We start from the raw sequence: 19,966 nt of genomic DNA, 5'->3' as shown, positions 1-19,966 counted from the left end.
TGTTATTGAGCATTGAGCAGAGCTCTGAGTTGGGAAGAAATTTAATCAAATTGGTATTGGGTAGTCGCAAGAGGTAATCATGGAAGACGCTGATGAGCGATAATCACAGCAAAATTAACTACTGTGATCTATTTATGGGATTAGAGGGGGGGGCTAATGACTGCGATTAGCCGCGATATGGGCTAAGGCAATCAATGCCTGCTTGTATTCACTATTAGCGATGATGTCGAGTGCCTTAATGGCTTTATCCGCTTCAATTTCAGCTTGTCGCTGGGTATAACGTATTGATCCTGTCTCTTCCATTGCCGCCAGAATCAAAGCGAGATTATCCATGCCATTACCCAGTTCGATAGCTTCTTTAATCAGTTGCTGTTGTGCGCTGTTGCCATGTTCCATGGCATAAATTAGTGGCAGGGTAGGTTTGCCTTCAGCAAGGTCATCACCGACATTCTTGCCCATTTCCTTGGCGTCTGCAGTGTAATCCATAATGTCATCCACTAACTGAAATGCAGTACCTAGGTACTTGCCATAATCAGCCATGGCTTGCTCAATTTTTTCATCTTGTTTGGCAACGACGGCAGCAAGGCGTGTTGCCGCTTCAAATAATTTAGCCGTTTTACAGTAAATTACCTGCATATAACTTGCTTCGGTGGTGCTGGCATCATTACAATTCATCAGCTGTAAAACTTCGCCTTCGGCAACAATATTCGTAGCATCAGATAAAATATTCATAATGCGCATATCGCCCAATTGAGTCATCATCTGAAACGAGCGGGTATAAAGAAAGTCACCAACTAATACGCTGGCGCTATTACCAAACAAAGCATTGGCTGTCTCTCTACCTCGGCGCATATTTGACTCATCGACAACATCATCGTGTAGTAACGTCGCTGTATGGATAAATTCAATAATCGCGGCAATTTCTAAATGTTGCTCGCCTTGGTAAGCTAACGCTCTTGCGGCAAGGACGGTTAACATAGGGCGCATACGTTTACCGCCACCGTTAACAATATACATGCCGAGTTGATTAATAAGTACGACATCAGATTGTAATTGATCATAAATAAGATCGTTTACTGCCGTCATATCGTTTTGTGCTAATGCTTGTATTGCTTTAATATCTACTTTATTGCCCATGCTACTTTTCTTTGCTGTTTTGACTAAATTTCAATCAAAAGTATTCAATTGGTTATGGCGGCAAAGTTTACACTAAATTGTAAGCAAAAGTAGCTTTCTGGCGGCTTTGTTCTATTTCTTAGTGTAAAAGCAATTAAAAAGTATAAAATTGCAATAAAGTTAGTAAATGATCGTATTTATACTTGCCCTTATTATTTTCTTCGCGTAGAATTCGCGCCCTATATTTTTAAAATTAGCGTCACAATATGATGGCGCAGTACGGAGTAGCTATGTACGCGGTATTCCAAAGCGGTGGTAAACAGCATCGTGTAACCGAAGGACAAACAGTTCGTCTAGAAAAGCTTGAGCTTGAAGTAGGCGCAACAGTAGAATTTGATAACGTTTTAATGATCGCAGATGGCGATAACATCAATGTAGGCGCGCCTTACGTTGCTGGTGGTAAAGTTGTAGCTGAGGTTGTTACTCAAGCTCGCGCTGCTAAAGTTACCATTGTTAAATTTAAACGTCGTAAGCATTCACGTAAGCAAGCGGGCCATCGTCAATGGTTCACTGAAGTGAAAATTACTGGTATTAACGGCTAATTAGGAGCATTTAACATGGCACATAAGAAAGCTGCGGGTAGTACACGAAATGGTCGCGATTCAGAAGCAAAACGCCTAGGTGTTAAACGCTTTGGTGGCGAATCTGTTTTAGCTGGTAATATTATTGTTCGTCAACGTGGTACTCGTTTCCATGCTGGTAGCAACATGGGTATCGGCAAAGATCATACTTTATTTGCTTTATCTGACGGTAAAGTACAATTTGAAGTGAAAGGTCCAAAGAGTCGTAAGTTCGTTAGCATTATTGCTGACTAATAATAACTTACCATTCTAAAAACCTCGCTTCATAGCGAGGTTTTTTTTTAGTTTTTTTTTGACTAAATAGGGTATTAATTTTTAGTCAGTCAAAAATAGTTTATACTAGCGGTAATTGTAAAAGCATTATCATATTAGGGTTATTGAGATTCCATGAAATTTGTTGATGAAGTTGAGATCAGAGTTGAAGCGGGTGATGGCGGCAACGGCTGTGTCAGTTTCCGTAAAGAAAAGTTTATTGAGTTTGGCGGCCCTAATGGTGGTGATGGCGGCGATGGCGGCGATATCATATTAGTCGCTGATGAAAGCTTAAATACCTTAATAGATTACCGTTTTGAGCGTTTCCACCGTGCGAAACGTGGTAAAAATGGTCAGCCACAGAACTGTACCGGTAAAGGCTCTGACGATTTAGTGCTTAAAGTACCTGTTGGTACTCGTGTAGTTGATCAAGATACTGGTGAGTTGATTGGTGATTTAACACAAAAAGATCAAAAACTATTAGTCGCTAAAGGCGGTTGGCATGGTTTAGGTAATTTACGCTTTAAAAGTAGTACTAACCGTACCCCTCGCCAAAGAACTGATGGTACGCCGGGTGAAATCCGTAACTTGAAATTAGAGTTGTTATTGCTTGCTGATGTTGGCCTGCTTGGTTTACCTAATGCTGGTAAATCTACACTTATTCGTAGTGTTTCAGCAGCCACACCGAAAGTAGCTGATTATCCATTTACTACCTTAGTGCCTAATTTAGGTGTGGTACGTTTAGATACCCAGCGTAGTTTCGTTATTGCCGATATCCCAGGTATTATTGAAGGTGCTGCTGATGGCGCAGGTTTAGGAACACAGTTCTTAAAGCATCTTGAACGTTGTCGTATATTACTACACGTCATTGATATTATGCCTGTTGATGGCTCAGACCCATTAGAAAACGCTAAAGTGATTATCAGCGAGTTAGAGCAGCATAATGAAAAACTAGCCGGTAAACCGCGCTGGGTTGTTTTCAATAAACTTGATTTAGTGTTAGAAGAAGAAGCAAAAGAAATAACCGATGCTATTTTAGCCGGTCTTGATTGGAAAGGAGAAGTGCATAGTATTTCAGCCTATAATCGTACCGGTACAAAAGAGTTAACACAGAAAGTGATGACCTTTATTGAAGAGCTACCTCCTGAAGAGGAAGAAGTGATTGATGGTAAAACCATTGAGTTTAAATGGGATACCTATCATGAAGAAGCTATCGCTGCTCATAGTAAAGATGACGACTTAGATGATGAGGATTGGGATGAAGATGACTACGATGTTGAAGTAGAATATCGTCAGTAAGCTTTAAATTTCAGTCGTAATTAAGTTGTTAAGCACTGCTTTATTTAATAAAGTCAGTGCTTTTTTTTTGCTAATTATTGGCTAATGCTAAAAAATGTATATTACATATACAGGATAATAAGTAAGATTTTTTAAAATATTTTAGTATTTGTTTTTTTTCATTAAATCATTGATATTAAATTTCTTTGTTCTGCCTCTATTTTTCTAAGAGCCACTTTTTGCTTACTTCAAGTAAAGTGAATTATTGACGAGGTGACTTTTACTGACTAGAGTTTTAGTTACTAAGCTATCAAAGGAATTGATATGTCGTTATTTAGAAAGGAGGCTGTTTCCCATCAAAGTGAGCGCTTAACAGGTGCCATTACCTTAGCTCAACCAATCTCTATCAAATTAACCGTGCTGCTTATAGTCTCAGTTGCCGTTGCCATTGTTGTCTTTCTTTTCAGTGCTGAATATTCTCGTAAAGAAACCGTTCGAGGCTTTTTAATGCCAAATAAAGGCGTTATAAAAAGTTTCGCTAAGCAAGGTGGTACCATAGAAAAACTATGGGTAAAGGAAGGTGATAAGGTTATTAAAGGTCAATTACTTGCGACAGTTATAGTCCAACAGAATAATAGTAATGGAATTGATTTAAGCACTCAGCTTACTGCCTACTTGAATACTCAAACAAATTTATTGATTGATGAAATAACTCAACACCAAGCTTTAAGGGTGCAAGAACTTTCAAATTTACAAACTCAAAACATAGCCTTAGGAAATGAAAAAGTTGCACTGCAAAATCAACTAGCACTAGCCGAAGAAAAGTTAACTTTGTTGAGCGAACAGCAGTTGCATTTCAATCAACTAAATAAAAGTGGCTATTTATCTAATTTAGAAAAAGAACGCCAACAGCAAGCACTTCTTGAAGCAAAACAAGAAAAACAAAATATAGCTCGTCTGCTGCTTCAACATCAAAATCAATTGAATCAAGTTAGCTTCAATATTAAAAATATTCCTCAGCAATATACCCTACGTATTAATAACTTAAAACGCCAACAAGCAGATCTTCAACGTCAATTAGCTCACGTAGCGAGTAATTATAAGTACACCATCACCGCAAGCAATAATGGAGTAGTAACAGGAATTCAAGTCGTTGAAGGTGAAACCTTATCGCAGTCAACGGCACAAACAAAACCGCTATTACATATATTACCTGAGGGCTCAGAGCTTATTGCTGAGCTGTTACTGCCAACACGATCTGCTGGTTTTATTCAGGTTGGTAATAATACCCGTTTACGTTTCGATGCTTTTCCTTATCAGCGTTTTGGTTTTATCAACAGTGAAATTATCCGTATTGACCAAACACTGATCATGCCGAATGAAATACAACTACCCATTGCCTTAAAAGAACCTGTTTATCGTTTACGAGCAAAGTTAAATCAACAACAAATGAAGGCTTTTGGTAAAGCATTTGATTTAAAAAGCGGCATGTTATTTGAAGCGGATATTATGCTAGAACAACGCACATTAATTGAATGGTTACTTGAACCTATTTACAGCTTAAAGGGCCGAGTAAGTTAGTTGTAAGGTAAATAAATAGAAAGGTATTTTCCTGATGAGATTGTTTATTTAATAGCAAACATCTTGTTAGAAGATGGAGTGGCTGACTTTGGTCAAACTTTAGCGAGAACAACTAAAGTCAGCCTATTAACCGCTAATTCAAATAATTGAGTTAGCATTTAACAACCCGACAACTAAGTCGGATATTTGGAGTATAACATTATGCGTGAATTAAACGTAAATGAAATTGAGCAAGTTTTTGGTGGCACAGCCGCTGGTGATATCGCTATGGGGGTAGCTGGTGCATGGGCTTCAACAGTTTCAGGCGCAGCTTTTGGTGCTGTTGTTGGTGGGCCTGTAGGTGCTTTGGGTGGTGCGGCTATTGGTTTTGCATTGGGAGTTCTAACTGTTATCGGCTACTCTCTCAGTAGCAAATAAAATAGTTTAAATTGTAAGAATATAGGGAGTTCCTTATATTCTTAAGGAGTGTAAAATGAAAAACATTTTATATATAAAAACGTATATATTTTTATTTTCGTTAATAGTCCCTTTTTTAGTGACAATAATTTTTCCAATATTATTGATTATAAAATTTGAACTTAATATACCAATATATTACATCATATTTATAGTTCCTTTAACCATCATATTATTTAATTTTTCATATAATAAATTAAATGAGAAGGTAAGAAATAATAATTAAATTTGTTAATCATACTTATTTTGAGATTTTAAATGCTGAACTTTTCACTCCGCAACTCTATTCCATTACTTCTTCAATCTGAAATTGCAGAATGCGGCCTAGCTGCTATGGCTATGATTGCAAGCTATCACGGGCACAAACTTGATATGCCAGCGATGCGCAACCGTTTTTCAGCTAATTTAAAGGGCATGAGTCTTCAGCAACTTATTGAATTGGGTGATAGTTTAGGCTTGGCTAGTCGAGCGCTACAATGTCCTGTTGATGAAGTACATAAACTAGCAATACCTTGTATCTTACATTGGGATTTAAATCATTTTGTGGTTTTGACAAAGGTTTCAGGAAAAGGCGTAAGGTTTTCAATAAACGATCCAGCGGTTGGAAAAAGAACATTATCTAGGGAAGAATTTAGTAAGCACTTTACCGGTATATGTTTAGAGCTAACACCGACCAATAAATTTGAAGTAAAAAAAGAGCAAGCACAGATGAAATTCACCCAACTGTGGAGCTCAATGTCGGGCTTAAAGGCTGGGCTGGTAAAGCTAATATGCTTATCGCTTGTGCTGCAATTATTTGCCTTAATGAGCCCTTATTATATGCAATGGGTGGTTGATGAAGTATTGATTAGTTTTGATAAGCCGCTACTCACGGTCTTAGCATTAGGTTTTTCGTTAATTGTCCTTATTTCTGTAGTGACTAATGCAGTGCGAAGCTGGTTAATATTACGCTTATCGAGCATGCTCAATATGCAAATGGGAGTAAATCTCTTAAGGCACCTTCTTCGCTTGCCAATGAACTATTTTGAGTCACGCCATATTGGCGACATAGTTTCTCGTTTTGGCTCACTTGCGCAAATTCGCGAGCGCATTACTACGGGGTTTGTTGAAACATTAGTTGATGGGGTTATGTCCATTACTGTCTTAATAATGATGGCTCTGTATTCTTTAAAACTTACCGCTGTGGTACTTTGTGCAATAGCCTTGTATACCATTGTGCGGTTGGCCTTATATCGTCCTTTGCACCAAGCAACAGAAGAGATGATTCAAAGCTCTGCCAAAGAGCAGTCGAATTTTTTAGAAAACATTCGTGCTATGCAAACCATCAAGCTCTTTGGCAATGAATCACAACGCCAGGGACTTTGGCAAAATCGTTATGCTGAAGTCATTAATAGTGAAATCCGTTTAGGCCGGTTAAATATTAGTTTTGACTCGTTTAACAAACTGCTATTTGGTTTAGAGAATGTCTTAGTTATTTATTTCGCCGCTATAATGGTGATGGCGAATAGCTTGTCTGTCGGGATGGTTTTAGCCTTTATCGCCTATAAAGGCCAATTAACGAGTCGATTTGCCAACCTTATTGAACAAATAATTCAATTTAAAATGATGCGTTTACATCTTGACCGTATTGCCGATATTGCTTTAACAGAGCAAGAAGCTCACCGTGAAGGTGAAGCTACTTTTCATCATTGTGAGGATGGTGAACCAAAGGGGCAGCTAAGGTTAGAGAATATATGTTTTAGCTATAGTGACGATCAAGCACCGATATTAAATAATATTAACTTGTCGGTGGATGCTAGTGATTCAATTGCCATTACCGGCCCATCAGGCGCAGGTAAAACAACTTTAATGAAAATCATGTTAGGGTTATTGCAACCCACCTCAGGTAAAGTATACCTAGATGGTAAAGATATTAATCATCTAGGCTTAAAAAATTACCGTAAGAAGATAGCGGCAGTTATGCAAGACGATACGCTATTGGCCGGCTCTATTGCGGATAACATTAGTTTTTTTGATCCTCAGCCTAATTATCTAAAAATAGAAAAGTGTGCTCACTTAGCAGCAATTCATGATGATGTTAACAAAATGACCATGGGTTATAACGCATTAGTGGGTGATATGGGCTCTAATTTATCGGGTGGGCAAATTCAGCGTTTATTATTAGCGCGTGCGCTTTATCAGTCTCCTTGTGTTTTATTTATGGATGAAGCGACAAGTCACTTAGACAAAGATAATGAAGCGAAGATTAGTGAGCAGATACAACACTTACCAATGACGAGAATTATGATTGCCCATCGACAAGAAACGGTTAATATGGCCGAAAATGTTTATTTATTAAATGATGGCGTCTTGATCTGCTTAAGTGATAGTGATTCGAAGGCAGCAAGTTAAATTACTATTAAGTATCGTATTTCCGTGACTGTAAAGGTTTGACGGTGAAACAGGAAGACTAAGTTTTTTAAGTGAAATATCAGCCCTAAGCTTTAAGGTTCAGTACTAAGTTAAAATGTTAAGCACTGCTTTATTTAATAAAGTCAGTGCTTTTTTTTATTTTTTTAGCCTTTATAGCGAGAATAGCAATGATTTTAAGTTTGGGATCTTGTTGTGCATAGTCAAAATGAATCAGGGAAAGCTGTTCGATTGGAAAATCTTGGGCTATTGGCATCGAGAGCAACGCTGAGGTGAAATATTTTAACCCGCACAAGAGAGCAATAATTGAATGACATGGGTATAATACCAAGTACATTAATTAATTGACCACTTAGCGAGAATTAAAAGGCATAGAGGCAAGGCATTGATTGAAGAGAATGGTTATTCCCTTGTCGAAATCAATAACGACGCATGTAAGCCTTTTAAACTCGCCCTATGGGAGTTTATTAGCAAACCGATAACCGCACAAAATTAAAGAAATATAGAATAACTATGTTTAAGTAATTTTGCTTGTCCTAAGCTCGCTAATATAACTCTAAGTTGATCAATATATTAGTGTAATTGGTATAATACATAAAAATAATTTTGAGAGTTTTTAATGACCATTTTATCCATGATAGTTGCTACCGCTGATAATAATATTATTGGTAAAGATAATGACATGCCGTGGCACTTGCCGGCTGATTTAGCATATTTTAAAAAGGTCACCTTAGGTAAGCCAATTATTATGGGACGTAAGACTTATGAATCTATTGGTAGGCCATTACCCGGGCGTCGTAATATTGTTATCTCACGTGATGAAGGCTATACACCACAAGGAAAGGGTGCTGAAGGTGTAGATACGGTTACTTCAGTTGAGCAAGCGTTAGCCTTAGTTGATGGTAGCGATGGCAATGAGGCTGTTGCAGAAATTATGGTCATTGGTGGCGGTGCAATTTATGCCCATTGTCTCCCTAAAGCCGATCGTTTATATGTTACCCACATTAAAGCGGAGATTGAAGGCGATACTCAATTCCCCGATTATGATGATGGTAGTTGGCAAAAGGTTGCTAGCGAGCTTAGAGCCAGTGATGAAAAAAATGTCCATCAATTAGATTTCTGTGTCTATGAGCGTGTATAAATACTCTGCTAACGATTTTATCGAGCGAAAAAAAAGCTGCTAGTGATCACTAGCAGCTTTTATGTTTTTCATTAAGTTAACTTAACTTAACTTAACTTAACTCATGACTATTAGTTAGTCATGACAAAGTCTAAAATTCCCATGGCAGCTTTTCGGCCTTGATCGACCGCAGTAACGACTAAGTCAGAGCCTAAAACCATATCACCACCAGCGAAGATGTTTTTCTTAGTGGTTTGCAGGGCAAAGTCTGAATTATCAACGGCAATAACACGGCCACGAGAGTCAAGTTCAACACCTGCATCAACCATCCACTTAGGTGGGCTTGGTAAGAAACCAAAAGCAATAACCACTGCATCGGCTGCCATAACAAACTCACTGCCGGCAATAGGCTCAGGGTTACGTCTACCGTTAGCATCAGGCGCACCTAATTGTGTTTTAACAAACTTAACGCCGATAGTCTTGCCTTGCTCATCAACCGCAATATCAAGTGGCTGAATGTTAAACTCAAAGATCACACCTTCTTCTTTAGCATTTTTCACTTCACGTGGAGAACCCGGCATATTAGTTTCGTCACGGCGATAAGCACAAGTCACTTGAGTTGCACCTTGGCGAATGGAAGTGCGTACGCAATCCATGGCCGTATCACCACCGCCTAAAACAATCACTTTTTGATCGGTAAAACTAACATAAGGCTTAAGGTTCTTCTTATCATCAGCATTGGTTGAATCAGCAATACCCATTATTTTTTGGGTATTGCCAATAAGGAAATCTAATGCGTTGTAGACACCTGGGGCGCTTTCGTTGGCAAAACCACCGGTCATATCGGTATACGTACCTAAGCCTAAGAAAACCGCGTCATATTCATTGCTTAATTCTTCAAAGCTAATATCAACACCTATTTCGACATTTAAGCGAAATTCGATGCCCATACCTTCGAAGATTTCTCGGCGCGTTTGAATAACCTCTTTTTCCAATTTAAATGACGGAATGCCAAAGGTTAATAAACCACCAATTTGTGGGTTACGATCGAATACTACCGCATCAATACCGTTACGGGTTAAAACATCGGCACAGGATAAACCTGCCGGGCCAGCGCCGATAATAGCAACCCGTTTACCTACTTTAGTTACCCCTGATAGGTCTGGTTTCCAGCCTTGCGCAAATGCGGTATCGGTGATGAATGATTCAATATTACCTATGGTTACTGCGCCAAAATCAGCATCTAAGGTACATGAGCCTTCGCATAACTTGTCTTGTGGACAAATACGACCACACATTTCAGGCAAGCTGTTGGTTTCATGACATAAATCCGCGGCTTCAAAAATTCTCCCCTCGGTGACTAATTCTAACCATTGTGGAATATAGTTATGCACGGGGCATTTCCATTCACAATACGGGTTACCACAGTCCAGACAACGATCGGCTTGGCCAGCACTTTGATCTTGTCCAAGAGGTTGATATATTTCGACAAACTCTATTTTACGCTTCTCGATTGCCACTTTAGGGGGATCAATACGTCCAACGTCCATAAATTGATAAACATTCTTACTCATAACTACTTCCTAATTTATCAGAACACGAAGTTCGGCTGTTGAACGACTACGATGACCTAACAGGGTTTTAACATCGGTAGCACTGGGTTTAATTAATTTAAATAAGGGTGAGAATTTATCAAAGTTTTGCAAAATCTCTTGCGCGCGTAAGCTGCCTGTTTCGTTAAAATGTTTATCGATAATGCCACGTAAATGTTCTTGATGAATGGCTAAATCGCCCATCTCTAACATTTCAATAGATTCCTTATTCAGACGAATATCTAAATCTCCGCTTTCATCTAAGACATAAGCAAAACCACCGGTCATACCGGCGCCAAAGTTAACACCGACATCGCCAATAATGGTGACAATACCACCAGTCATGTATTCACAGGCGTGATCTCCGGTGCCTTCAATAACGGCATGACAACCTGAATTTCGCACGGCGAAACGTTCTCCTGCACGCCCTGCAGCGTATAATTTCCCGCCCGTTGCTCCGTATAAACAGGTATTGCCCATAATAGGAGTTTGATGGCTTAAATAATCAACACCGACAGGTGCCTTGATAGTTAATTGACCTCCAGCCATACCTTTACCGACATAATCGTTGGCATCACCGGTTAAGATCATGTTTAAGCCGCCAGCATTCCACACACCAAAGCTTTGTCCGGCAGTGCCAGATAAATGTAGGGTGATAGGCGCAGGCGCCATACCTTGATCGCCATGTTGCCGAGCAATTTCACCTGAAAGCATAGCACCGACCGAACGATCGGTATTTTGAATATTAAACCTATATTCGCCACCTTTGCTATGGGCTACCGAATCAGCTGCGGCGGCCAGAATTTTCTTATTTAACTTACCTTCATCAAAGGCCTTATTTTTTTCTGTTTGATGTAATGCGGTGTTCTCACCGGCAATTACCGGCGCAATAATGGGTGATAAATCAAGCTTTTGTTGCTTAGCACTCACGCCTGGAATTTGTGATAATAAGTCAACACGACCGATAAGAGCCGTTAGGCTTTCTACGCCTAAACGCGCTAATATTTCACGGACATCACGAGCAATAAATTTAAAATAATTCATTACTTGCTCAGGCATACCTTTAAAGAATTCGTCTCGTAGTACTTGGTCTTGGGTTGCAACACCGGTAGCACAGTTATTTAAGTGACAAATTCGCAAGAATTTACACCCTAAAGCCACCATAGGTGCGGTACCAAAACCAAAACTTTCAGCGCCTAAAATAGCAGCTTTAACAATGTCGGTACCGGTTTTTAAACCACCATCAACCTGTAAACGTACTTTATGACGTAAACCATTGGTCACTAGAGCTTGTTGCGCCTCAGCTAGACCTAGCTCCCATGGACAACCGGCATATTTAACTGAGGTCAATGGACTCGCAGCGGTGCCACCGTCATAACCCGAGATGGTAATAAAATCAGCGTAAGCCTTAGCAACACCGGCAGCAATAGTACCAACGCCTGGACCTGATACTAATTTAACCGAAATAACCGCTTTCGGATTGACCTGTTTTAAATCGAAAATGAGTTGAGCTAAATCTTCAATCGAATAAATATCATGATGTGGCGGCGGTGATATTAAAGTCACCCCTGGTACTGAATAGCGTAATTTAGCAATTAACGGTGATACTTTATCGCCAGGTAATTGGCCACCTTCACCGGGTTTTGCACCTTGCGCTACTTTAATTTGCAATACGTCAGCATTCACTAAGTAGTGAGGCGTAACACCAAAACGACCCGAGGCAATTTGTTTGATACGTGAATTCTTCACGGTACCAAAACGGCGCTCATCTTCACCCCCTTCGCCTGAATTTGAACTACCGCCTAAACGATTCATGGCGATGGCAAGCGCTTCATGTGCTTCTGGGCTCAAGGCACCAATTGACATAGCCGCGCTATCGAAGCGTTTAAACATTTCACTTTCGGGTTCGACTTGCTCAAGCGGTATGGGCGTACAATCATCTTTGAGTTTCAGTAAATCACGAAGCGTAGCAATAGGGCGTTGGTCTACTTCATCTGCAAATTTTCGGTAGTCGCTATAATTACCGGTATTTACTGCGCGTTGTAAATAGTTAACGACGTCAGGATTGTATGAATGATACTCACCACCGTGCACATATTTTAATAAACCACCATGTGACATTTTTTTATGAGCTAAAAATGCGTTACGCGCTAAATTAATGCCGTCTTGCTCGATATCGCTAAAGTCAGCACCTTTAAGACGACTCGGTAAGTCGCTAAAACACAATTGCATAATGTTATCGTTAAGGCCGATAATTTCGAATAAACCGGCACAGCGATAACTGGCAATAGTGGAAATACCCATTTTAGAGAGTATTTTCAATAGGCCTTTGTTAATACCTTCTCGGTAGCTAACAATAGCGTCACGGGCAGTCATTTCTATTTGCCCTTGTGTGACTAATTGTTCAATGGTTTCAAAGGCTAAATACGGGTAAATTGCCGTTGCGCCTAAACCTAATAATACCGCATATTGGTGAGAGTCTCGTACTGAACCTGTTTCAACAATAATGTTTGAGTCACAACGTAATTGCTCATCGACTAAACGTTTTTGTACCGCGCCAACAATCATGGCGGCGGGGATCACTAATAAATCAGGGGCAATATTTCTATCTGAGAACACTAAAATAACGGTGTTTTTATTACGTACCAAATCCACGGCGTGATCACAAAGACGAATAATTGCCGCTTCTAAACCTTCATCAGCATCATAATTAAGGTTTAAGGTCTCAGAGCGATAGTGCTCAGGGTCTAACTCTCGTAATTGTTTTAAACCGGTATACATAAGTACCGGCGTTGAGAACAACATACGATCGGCATGACTTGAGGTTTCGTTAAATACGTTATGCTCACGACCAATACAGGTACCTAACGACATAACGTAACGTTCACGTAATGGATCAATTGGCGGGTTAGTTACTTGGGCAAATTGTTGGCGAAAATAGTCATATAAAGTACGTGTTTGACTTGATAATACCGCCATTGGCGTATCATCTCCCATAGAGCCGGTAGCTTCTTGACCGTTCTCCGCTAATGTTCTGATTACTTGCTGAATTTCTTCATAACTGTAATTAAACATTTTGTGATATTGAGCCATTTCTTTATCAGTAAATGCGCGGGTACCAATTAAGTTCGCTTCAAGTTCATCAAATGGCACTAGACGGCGGATATTTTTATCCAACCACTCACGATATGGATGACGCTCTTTTAAGTCATTATCAATGTCTGTGCTGTTAAATATTTTTCCGGTATAAGTATCAATGGCGAGCATTTCACCTGGGCCGACACGACCCTTTTCTACTACTTCGTCTTCGCTGTAATCCCAAATACCGACTTCTGAGGCCAGGGTAATAAAACCATTGCGGGTAATAACATAGCGGGCCGGGCGCAAACCATTTCGGTCTAAGTTGCAGGCAACATGACGACCATTGGTCATCACCACACCTGCAGGGCCGTCCCACGGTTCCATGTGCATGGAATTAAATTCATAGAAAGCGCGTAAGTCATCGTCCATTAATGGACTGTTTTGCCATGCTGGTGGCATTAATAAACGCATAGCACGGTATAAATCCATACCACCGGCTAAGAACAGTTCAAGCATATTATCTAATGACGATGAATCTGAACCCGTCTGGCCAACAAAAGGAGCCGCATCTTGTAAATCTGGTAATAATGGCGATTTAAAACGATAAGTACGCGCACGTGCCCATTGGCGGTTACCGTTAATAGTATTGATTTCACCATTGTGCGCTAAGTAGCGGAACGGCTGCGCTAGGTGCCATTGTGGCGAAGTATTGGTAGAGAAGCGTTGATGGAAAACACAAATAGCACTTTGCATGCGAATATCAGCTAAGTCTAGATAAAAATTTGCCAAATCTTTTGGCATCATTAGACCTTTATAGATGGTTACCAAACAAGACAAACTAGCTACATAAAATATTTTATCAGTAATGCGTTTTTCTGCGCGACGACGGGCCATATATAAGCGACGTTCTAAGTCGCGATTACGCCATCCTGGAGGCGCATCAACAAACACTTGTTCAATGCTAGGCATGTTACCTTGGGCAATTTCACCTAACACCGAGGAATCAACAGGCACGGTCCGCCAACCGATAAGGGTCAAACTTTCATTGGCTAGTTCTTCTTCAAGTACTTTTTTTGATAGAGCAGCTTCAACAGGATCTGGGTTTAAGAAAATCATACCAACGGCATATTTTTTACCAAGCTTCCAACCGTTATCAATAGCTACAGCACGGAAAAAGCTATCAGGTTTTTGCAATAGCAAACCACAACCGTCACCTGTTTTACCATCGCTGGCGATACCACCACGATGTTGCATACGATCCAAAGCGGAAATAGCGGTCTTAATAAGTTTGTGACTGGTTTCACCATGTTGATGGGCAATTAAGCCAAAGCCACAGTTGTCTTTTTGGATGCTATGATCATAAAGCTGCATATTATTCTCCTAATATTAAGTCGACTTACTCACAGGACAGTGAATGAAGAATAAATGCACGGAAAAAATGCATAAATAATCTTTTTCTGAGAAAGTGGAGCTGCAAACATTACCCAGTTATCTGGCGAAGGTCAATGAAAATAGAGCTTTTGCTCGTAATTTATTTACATATTTTTACAGGTTTATTTATTTATTCGAAATGACTGTTTTTTATTATGTTGTTTTTGTTGATTTTATTTCTATGGATAGGCGATTTTTAATTCATATGATGAAATTTTATGAAATAAAATTACATAATGGGTAGTTTTATATGAATTGCTTATATTCATTATTTATTCAGTTTATGAGCTAAAGGTAGGGGCTTTTGGAAAATGAGTAGACATAAAAGCAAAAAAGCCAATAGTGAACACACTATTGGCTTTTATTTTTTAAGGCGATATTTGATGATTGTTAAGGCTGATATCCGCCAACAATACCTTTGGTTGTGATACTAACAGCATCGTGAGCATGTAGTGACTCTAGATGATTTATCCGTAACCAGAAATCATCAAAATGTGAAGCTTGATTCATTGTATGTTGTAATCGACGTGCGGCATCTTCACAAAACATCAGGTTTTGACCATTCAGGCGAGCAAATTCTTGTTCATCTTCACGCTTAACGGCTGCTTGTACGGGGGTTTTCAGTGAATTTTCAATAAGGTCAACTAATTCAGTAATCGGGAAGTCAGTAACATTAGCATTCAGTTTCACTTTCAACTCAGCAACAGAGCGTTGTGAATGAGGTGTAGCAACAATGCCATCAGTAGTGCCAAGCCAATCGTGAACGTCTGCTAATGCTAAGTCACTTTGCTGAGAAAACTTCTCATTTAAGGCTTGTTGTATTAATTGGCGAGCAAGAGCAGCAGAGCAAGGGCAAGTAGATGAATAACGAACATCAATAGCTAACTCAACAGTAAGTTCTCCCTTATTTAAATATCCGGTCAGAGTAACCGGGTAGGCTTTCCAACCTTCATTGCCACTTATTAATGACTTTCTACGCAGATGATATTCAAAGCTAAATTGTACCTTAGCTTGATCACTTAAGTCTTGGTGACTGCTGATAAAACCATCGAGTAAGGTGACTAAACTTTGATAATTAAGTACATTACTGGTTGATAACTCGTCGATAAGTAAATAAAGGCGTGACATATGAATGCCTTTCGCCTGTGCTTCTTTAAGGTTAACAAAAGCATCAACATGGGCCGAAACCATGCGTTCGCTTTCGCCTTTTGAGGCAACCATAATAGGCATTTCAATGTTACTCATGCCGACCCAGTCAAGCGTACCTTCGGTTTGAGCTGTTGTATGGTTGGCAATATCTGGCATTGACGTCGTCATTTCGACTCCACTTTAATCGATAGTTATTAACTAATCTCCGATAATTTTTTCAAAAGCACGAAGAGTAGATATAAGGGCGCACATTCTAGCTTATTTTTTATCGGTAATCATTACTGATATTGCCAATGAGATAAAAAAACGTGCTGTATGGCTTTTTTTTAGCCTGTTATGAATAATACCAATTCCAATAAGTCTATTCTGACTCAGCGAGAGTTAAAAGTCTTAGCGGCAAGGTAGTGATTACAGATAATGGTTATTCAGGAGAATAAGCTCTGGATAATATGCTCAGGATAATATGCTCAGGATAATATGCTCCTGCATTATCTAATAAGTGGCATCTATGCCACGTCTGAATTATCTAATAAGTGGCATCCATGCCACGTCAGCATTATCTAATAAGGTAGTTCGTGTACCGTCTGCATTCTCTAACATGGTACTTCCTCTACGGTATGAATTCTCTAAGGTATGAATTCTCTAAGAACACCATCCATGTAACCTCCTCATAAAAATCAATAACGCAGCATGTAAGCCTTTCCCTTTTATTAGGTACTCGCCCTTGCGGAGCTTTCCAACTATTCGATAACCGCACAAAATTTCTTTGATATAGAGTGACTATATGTAAAAAAAATCTATTTGTTCTCAAAAATCTGGCAAGCTCTGAGTGGCAACTAACTTAATGGGCTTGGTAAAAATTTGTCTAGGCTTTATTACTAAGATAATATGGTGCTATTCTTTTTTATTTATCATTAAGGATGTATCTGTGGCCATTGAACAATCGAGTCCTGAGCTAGATACAGAATTACTGCAAGGTTATTTAGATAGCTTAGGTAAAAATATTGTCGAGCAGATGTTTGCGCTGTATTGCCAACAAGTTGATATTTATCTTAAAGATATTGAAAACGCACAACAGCATAATTCAATAGTAGACTGGCAAGCGCATTGTCATAAAATGAAGGGGGCTGCGGCTAGTGTTGGTATGTGTCAATTATATGAGCAGCTGAAGGTATTAGAGCATACGGATGCTCAGCAACATGAAAAGGTTATTTTATTAACTGAGTTAAAAGTTGCTAACCAACAAGGGATATCAGCTTTTAAACGTTGGCTTGATAGTTGCTGCTAGTGGTATTACTCAATTACTGTGAGCAGTTTAACTCAAATAATGATGGGGCAAATATAGCAGCCCAGCAGGGCTGCAAAAAATTTAGTCAAGTGTACCGACGAAACGATAACCTTCACCATGAATGGTATTTATCATTTCTGGAGTGTTGGGACTAAGTTCAAAATGTTTACGTAGGCGCCTGATGGTAACGTCAACGGTTCTATCATTCGCGCGTAAATCTCTGCCGGTCATCTCTTTTATTAGCTCTTGACGTGAAATTATTTTTCCAGAATTTTTAATCAATAAGCTTAAAGCGCGGTATTCGCCACGAGGAATCGCGATAACTTCTCCTTCAGGGCTAGTCATCTGCCTAGCATTTCCATCTAAGGTCCATTGATTAAAGCTCACTATACTTTGCATTGGCTCGGTACTCGTTTGACCAATACGACTTAATATATTACGCGCTCTAATCGTTAACTCGCGTGGGTTAAAAGGTTTGGTCAAGTAATCATCAGCACCAATCTCTAGACCAAGTATTTTGTCGATATCACTGTCACGGCCGGTAAGGAAAATTAATCCCAAGTCTTTGTTGGCGGTTAATTCTCGCGCTAATAGTAAGCCATTTTTACCGGGTAAATTGATATCCATAATGACCAGGTTAATGGTATTTAGTTTGAGTTGTTCAGCCATACTCTCACCATCAACAGCTTCGAAAACAAGGTAACCTTCTGCTTCAAATAAATTGCGCAAATTAAAGCGAGTGACATCTTCATCTTCAACAACTAAGATTTGATAAGTTTGCATGTTGGACTTTACCTAATATTTTTAATGGCTATAGCTATTATTATCTAGTGAATATACGTTGTTTACATTTATATAACTATTTTAGTCACATGGAAATAAAAAAACAATTTTTAAAAGTAATTATTTCATTAGCTTGCTGCTAGTTCTACTGGAAAGGTGATATCAAAGCTGGCACCAGGCTTGTTTTCATTCTCAAGGGTAATGTAGCCATCTAACGCTTGAGTTACTAGGTTGAAAACCAAGTGCATACCTAGCCCACTACCACCACTACCACGTTTAGTTGTGGTAAAAGGGTCAAATATTTTTGATTTCATGGACTCATCAATGCCAGTACCATTGTCACTGTAATTTATATGTAGTTGATCACTTAAATTCATAATACTTATAGTAATAATCGCATTATCTACGCCATCAAAAGCATGATGAATAGAGTTTAGAATCAGGTTTATTAGTATTTGGTTAATAGGACCAGGCTTGCTATTTATGTATAAATCGTCGGGACATTCAACGCAGACCGTTACATTGTTAGACTTTAGTTTCGCTGATAACGTTAATAAGACTTCGTCTACCAAGCCTCGAACATTGAAGGTACGACTTTCTGCACTTGATTGGTCTACCGCAACTTTTTTAAAGCTGGATATTAATTTAGCTGCCCGCTCTAAATTACGTAATATTATCGCAATGTTTTCATCGCCATCCGTTAAGAATTTTTTTAATTGACTCGATTTTAAGGTCTTCTCCGTAAAGGCTATTTGTATTTCGCTTAGCTTGTCTGCTAATAAACTTGAGGCTGTGACACCTAAACCTATTGGTGTGTTTACTTCGTGCGCAATGCCAGCAACCATATCACCAAGTGATGCCATCTTTTCTGTTTCTACTAGCTGGCCTTGAAACTCATGTAGTTTTTCTAACGTCGATAATAGCTCTTGATTGGACTCTTTTAATGCATTAGTTCTAGCGCTAAGGCGGTTTTCTAATGCTTGGTTTTGGGATTGATCGTGTTGATGTTCTTCAATAAAGTTATTAATGTGCTTTTCAGTGCGAAGTAACAGTACGTTAATACTTTTGCTTAAATGCTCAAGCTCTTTGTAAGGTTGTTTAGCTAATGTTGTTTGGTAGTTTCTACTCTGAGATATTTTATTTATATCTTCAATTAAATTCAGCATAGGATTTGTTGTCGTTTTAAAAAGCCATTGACTAAAAACGAAGGCAATCAGTAATGATGAGATAAGTAGGATGATCATGATAAAGATAAGCTTTTGAATGAAATTTTGTTTGTCTATCAAGCTCGATTGAATGAGTAAATAACCCAGAACTTGTTCAGCTTTTTTAATTTCTACCACGAGCTCTAAATGATTTTCTTGATACTGAATATTATTTAATTGTGATGTTTCAGGGGGCTTATTGCTAGCGGGGGGGAAGTTATAATTTTTCTTATAGCTAGTGAAATACTCAATACTGCCAGTTTTATTTAAACTGTAAACATAAATGCGGTTAATAATCGGCGTAATGATTGCCTGCTTTAGCTCCATATTTAGCAATTTAGTTACTTTAATATGGCTGACATCATCATTTTCCTCTAAGAATGGAGTACTTATTTTCGCCAATATATTGGCCCAAACTCTTGTTTCATTGGCAATGGTTTGATTAGCCTGCTTATCAACCAGGTAAATTATACACAGTGAAGTGATAAATAATATTATAGCCGTTAACGCCATGATGCATTGTATGAAGCGGCTATGAAGTGATACAACTTTATTAGTTTTAGCCATGGTAGTAACTATATTAG

General features: G+C 39.0%; 15 protein-coding genes. 8 read left to right on the top strand and 7 right to left on the bottom strand.

What is annotated here, in order from left to right; all coding sequences use genetic code 11:
• Positions 1–153 precede the first annotated feature (153 nt).
• Complete coding sequence (ispB, locus tag F580_RS0108285) at positions 154–1,137, bottom strand: octaprenyl diphosphate synthase (RefSeq protein ID WP_019027247.1); 984 nt, start codon at positions 1,135–1,137, stop codon at positions 154–156.
• 269 nt (positions 1,138–1,406) lie between these two features.
• Between ispB and rplU the strand changes: the two genes are divergently transcribed.
• The 6 genes from rplU to F580_RS0108250 all read left to right on the top strand — a co-directional run bounded on the left by rplU (position 1,407) and on the right by F580_RS0108250 (position 7,715).
• Positions 1,407–1,718 carry a 50S ribosomal protein L21 gene (rplU, locus tag F580_RS0108280; RefSeq protein WP_019027246.1) on the top strand — a complete coding sequence of 104 codons (312 nt, stop codon included), beginning with the start codon at positions 1,407–1,409 and terminating at the stop codon, positions 1,716–1,718.
• 15 nt (positions 1,719–1,733) lie between these two features.
• Positions 1,734–1,991, top strand: coding sequence for a 50S ribosomal protein L27 (gene rpmA, locus F580_RS0108275; RefSeq protein ID WP_011045240.1), 258 nt, complete (start codon positions 1,734–1,736; stop codon positions 1,989–1,991).
• A 153-nt stretch (positions 1,992–2,144) separates the two neighbouring features.
• Positions 2,145–3,308, top strand: coding sequence for an Obg family GTPase CgtA (gene cgtA, locus F580_RS0108270; RefSeq protein ID WP_019027245.1), 1,164 nt, complete (start codon positions 2,145–2,147; stop codon positions 3,306–3,308).
• Positions 3,309–3,611: 303 nt separating this feature from the next.
• Positions 3,612–4,868: a beta-barrel domain-containing protein gene (locus F580_RS0108265; RefSeq protein WP_019027244.1), complete on the top strand. Its 1,257-nt coding sequence runs from the start codon at positions 3,612–3,614 to the stop codon at positions 4,866–4,868.
• A 201-nt stretch (positions 4,869–5,069) separates the two neighbouring features.
• Complete coding sequence (locus tag F580_RS24195) at positions 5,070–5,285, top strand: hypothetical protein (protein ID WP_019027243.1); 216 nt, start codon at positions 5,070–5,072, stop codon at positions 5,283–5,285.
• Between the two features lie 297 nt (positions 5,286–5,582).
• A complete protein-coding gene (locus tag F580_RS0108250) occupies positions 5,583–7,715 on the top strand; it encodes a peptidase domain-containing ABC transporter (protein WP_083926962.1) in 2,133 nt (710 codons plus the stop codon).
• 130 nt (positions 7,716–7,845) lie between these two features.
• On the opposite strand, the gene F580_RS26710 is transcribed toward F580_RS0108250, so the two are convergent.
• Positions 7,846–7,989 carry a hypothetical protein gene (locus tag F580_RS26710; protein WP_019027241.1) on the bottom strand — a complete coding sequence of 48 codons (144 nt, stop codon included), beginning with the start codon at positions 7,987–7,989 and terminating at the stop codon, positions 7,846–7,848.
• A gap of 363 nt (positions 7,990–8,352) precedes the next feature.
• Between F580_RS26710 and folA the strand changes: the two genes are divergently transcribed.
• Positions 8,353–8,874: a type 3 dihydrofolate reductase gene (gene folA / locus F580_RS0108240; RefSeq protein WP_019027240.1), complete on the top strand. Its 522-nt coding sequence runs from the start codon at positions 8,353–8,355 to the stop codon at positions 8,872–8,874.
• 110 nt (positions 8,875–8,984) lie between these two features.
• Here the strand turns inward: folA and F580_RS0108235 are convergent, their stop codons facing one another.
• The 3 genes from F580_RS0108235 to folE2 all read right to left on the bottom strand — a co-directional run bounded on the left by F580_RS0108235 (position 8,985) and on the right by folE2 (position 16,274).
• Positions 8,985–10,427 carry an FAD-dependent oxidoreductase gene (locus F580_RS0108235; RefSeq protein ID WP_019027239.1) on the bottom strand — a complete coding sequence of 481 codons (1,443 nt, stop codon included), beginning with the start codon at positions 10,425–10,427 and terminating at the stop codon, positions 8,985–8,987.
• Positions 10,428–10,436: 9 nt separating this feature from the next.
• The gene (gltB, locus tag F580_RS0108230; protein ID WP_019027238.1) at positions 10,437–14,897 is read right to left on the bottom strand and encodes a glutamate synthase large subunit; all 4,461 of its coding nucleotides are present in this window, start codon (positions 14,895–14,897) and stop codon (positions 10,437–10,439) included.
• A 450-nt stretch (positions 14,898–15,347) separates the two neighbouring features.
• Positions 15,348–16,274, bottom strand: coding sequence for a GTP cyclohydrolase FolE2 (folE2, locus tag F580_RS0108225; RefSeq protein WP_019027237.1), 927 nt, complete (start codon positions 16,272–16,274; stop codon positions 15,348–15,350).
• 760 nt (positions 16,275–17,034) lie between these two features.
• Here folE2 and F580_RS0108220 point away from each other — a divergent pair.
• Entirely contained in the window at positions 17,035–17,394 is a 360-nt protein-coding gene (locus F580_RS0108220) for an Hpt domain-containing protein (protein ID WP_245560599.1), read from the top strand.
• Positions 17,395–17,475: 81 nt separating this feature from the next.
• Here F580_RS0108220 and arcA read toward each other — a convergent pair whose 3' ends face one another.
• Together arcA and F580_RS0108210 are read right to left on the bottom strand one after the other, a co-directional pair.
• The gene (gene arcA, locus F580_RS0108215) at positions 17,476–18,177 is read right to left on the bottom strand and encodes a two-component system response regulator ArcA (protein WP_019027235.1); all 702 of its coding nucleotides are present in this window, start codon (positions 18,175–18,177) and stop codon (positions 17,476–17,478) included.
• Positions 18,178–18,305: 128 nt separating this feature from the next.
• Entirely contained in the window at positions 18,306–19,949 is a 1,644-nt protein-coding gene (locus F580_RS0108210; protein ID WP_019027234.1) for a sensor histidine kinase, read from the bottom strand.
• Between the last annotated feature and the right edge of the window lie 17 nt (positions 19,950–19,966).

Source organism: Colwellia piezophila ATCC BAA-637 (assembly GCF_000378625.1).
Taxonomy (GTDB): domain Bacteria; phylum Pseudomonadota; class Gammaproteobacteria; order Enterobacterales; family Alteromonadaceae; genus Colwellia; species Colwellia piezophila.
Note: the sequence above shows the minus strand (reverse complement) of the source record. Positions and strands in the feature narration are given on the sequence as shown.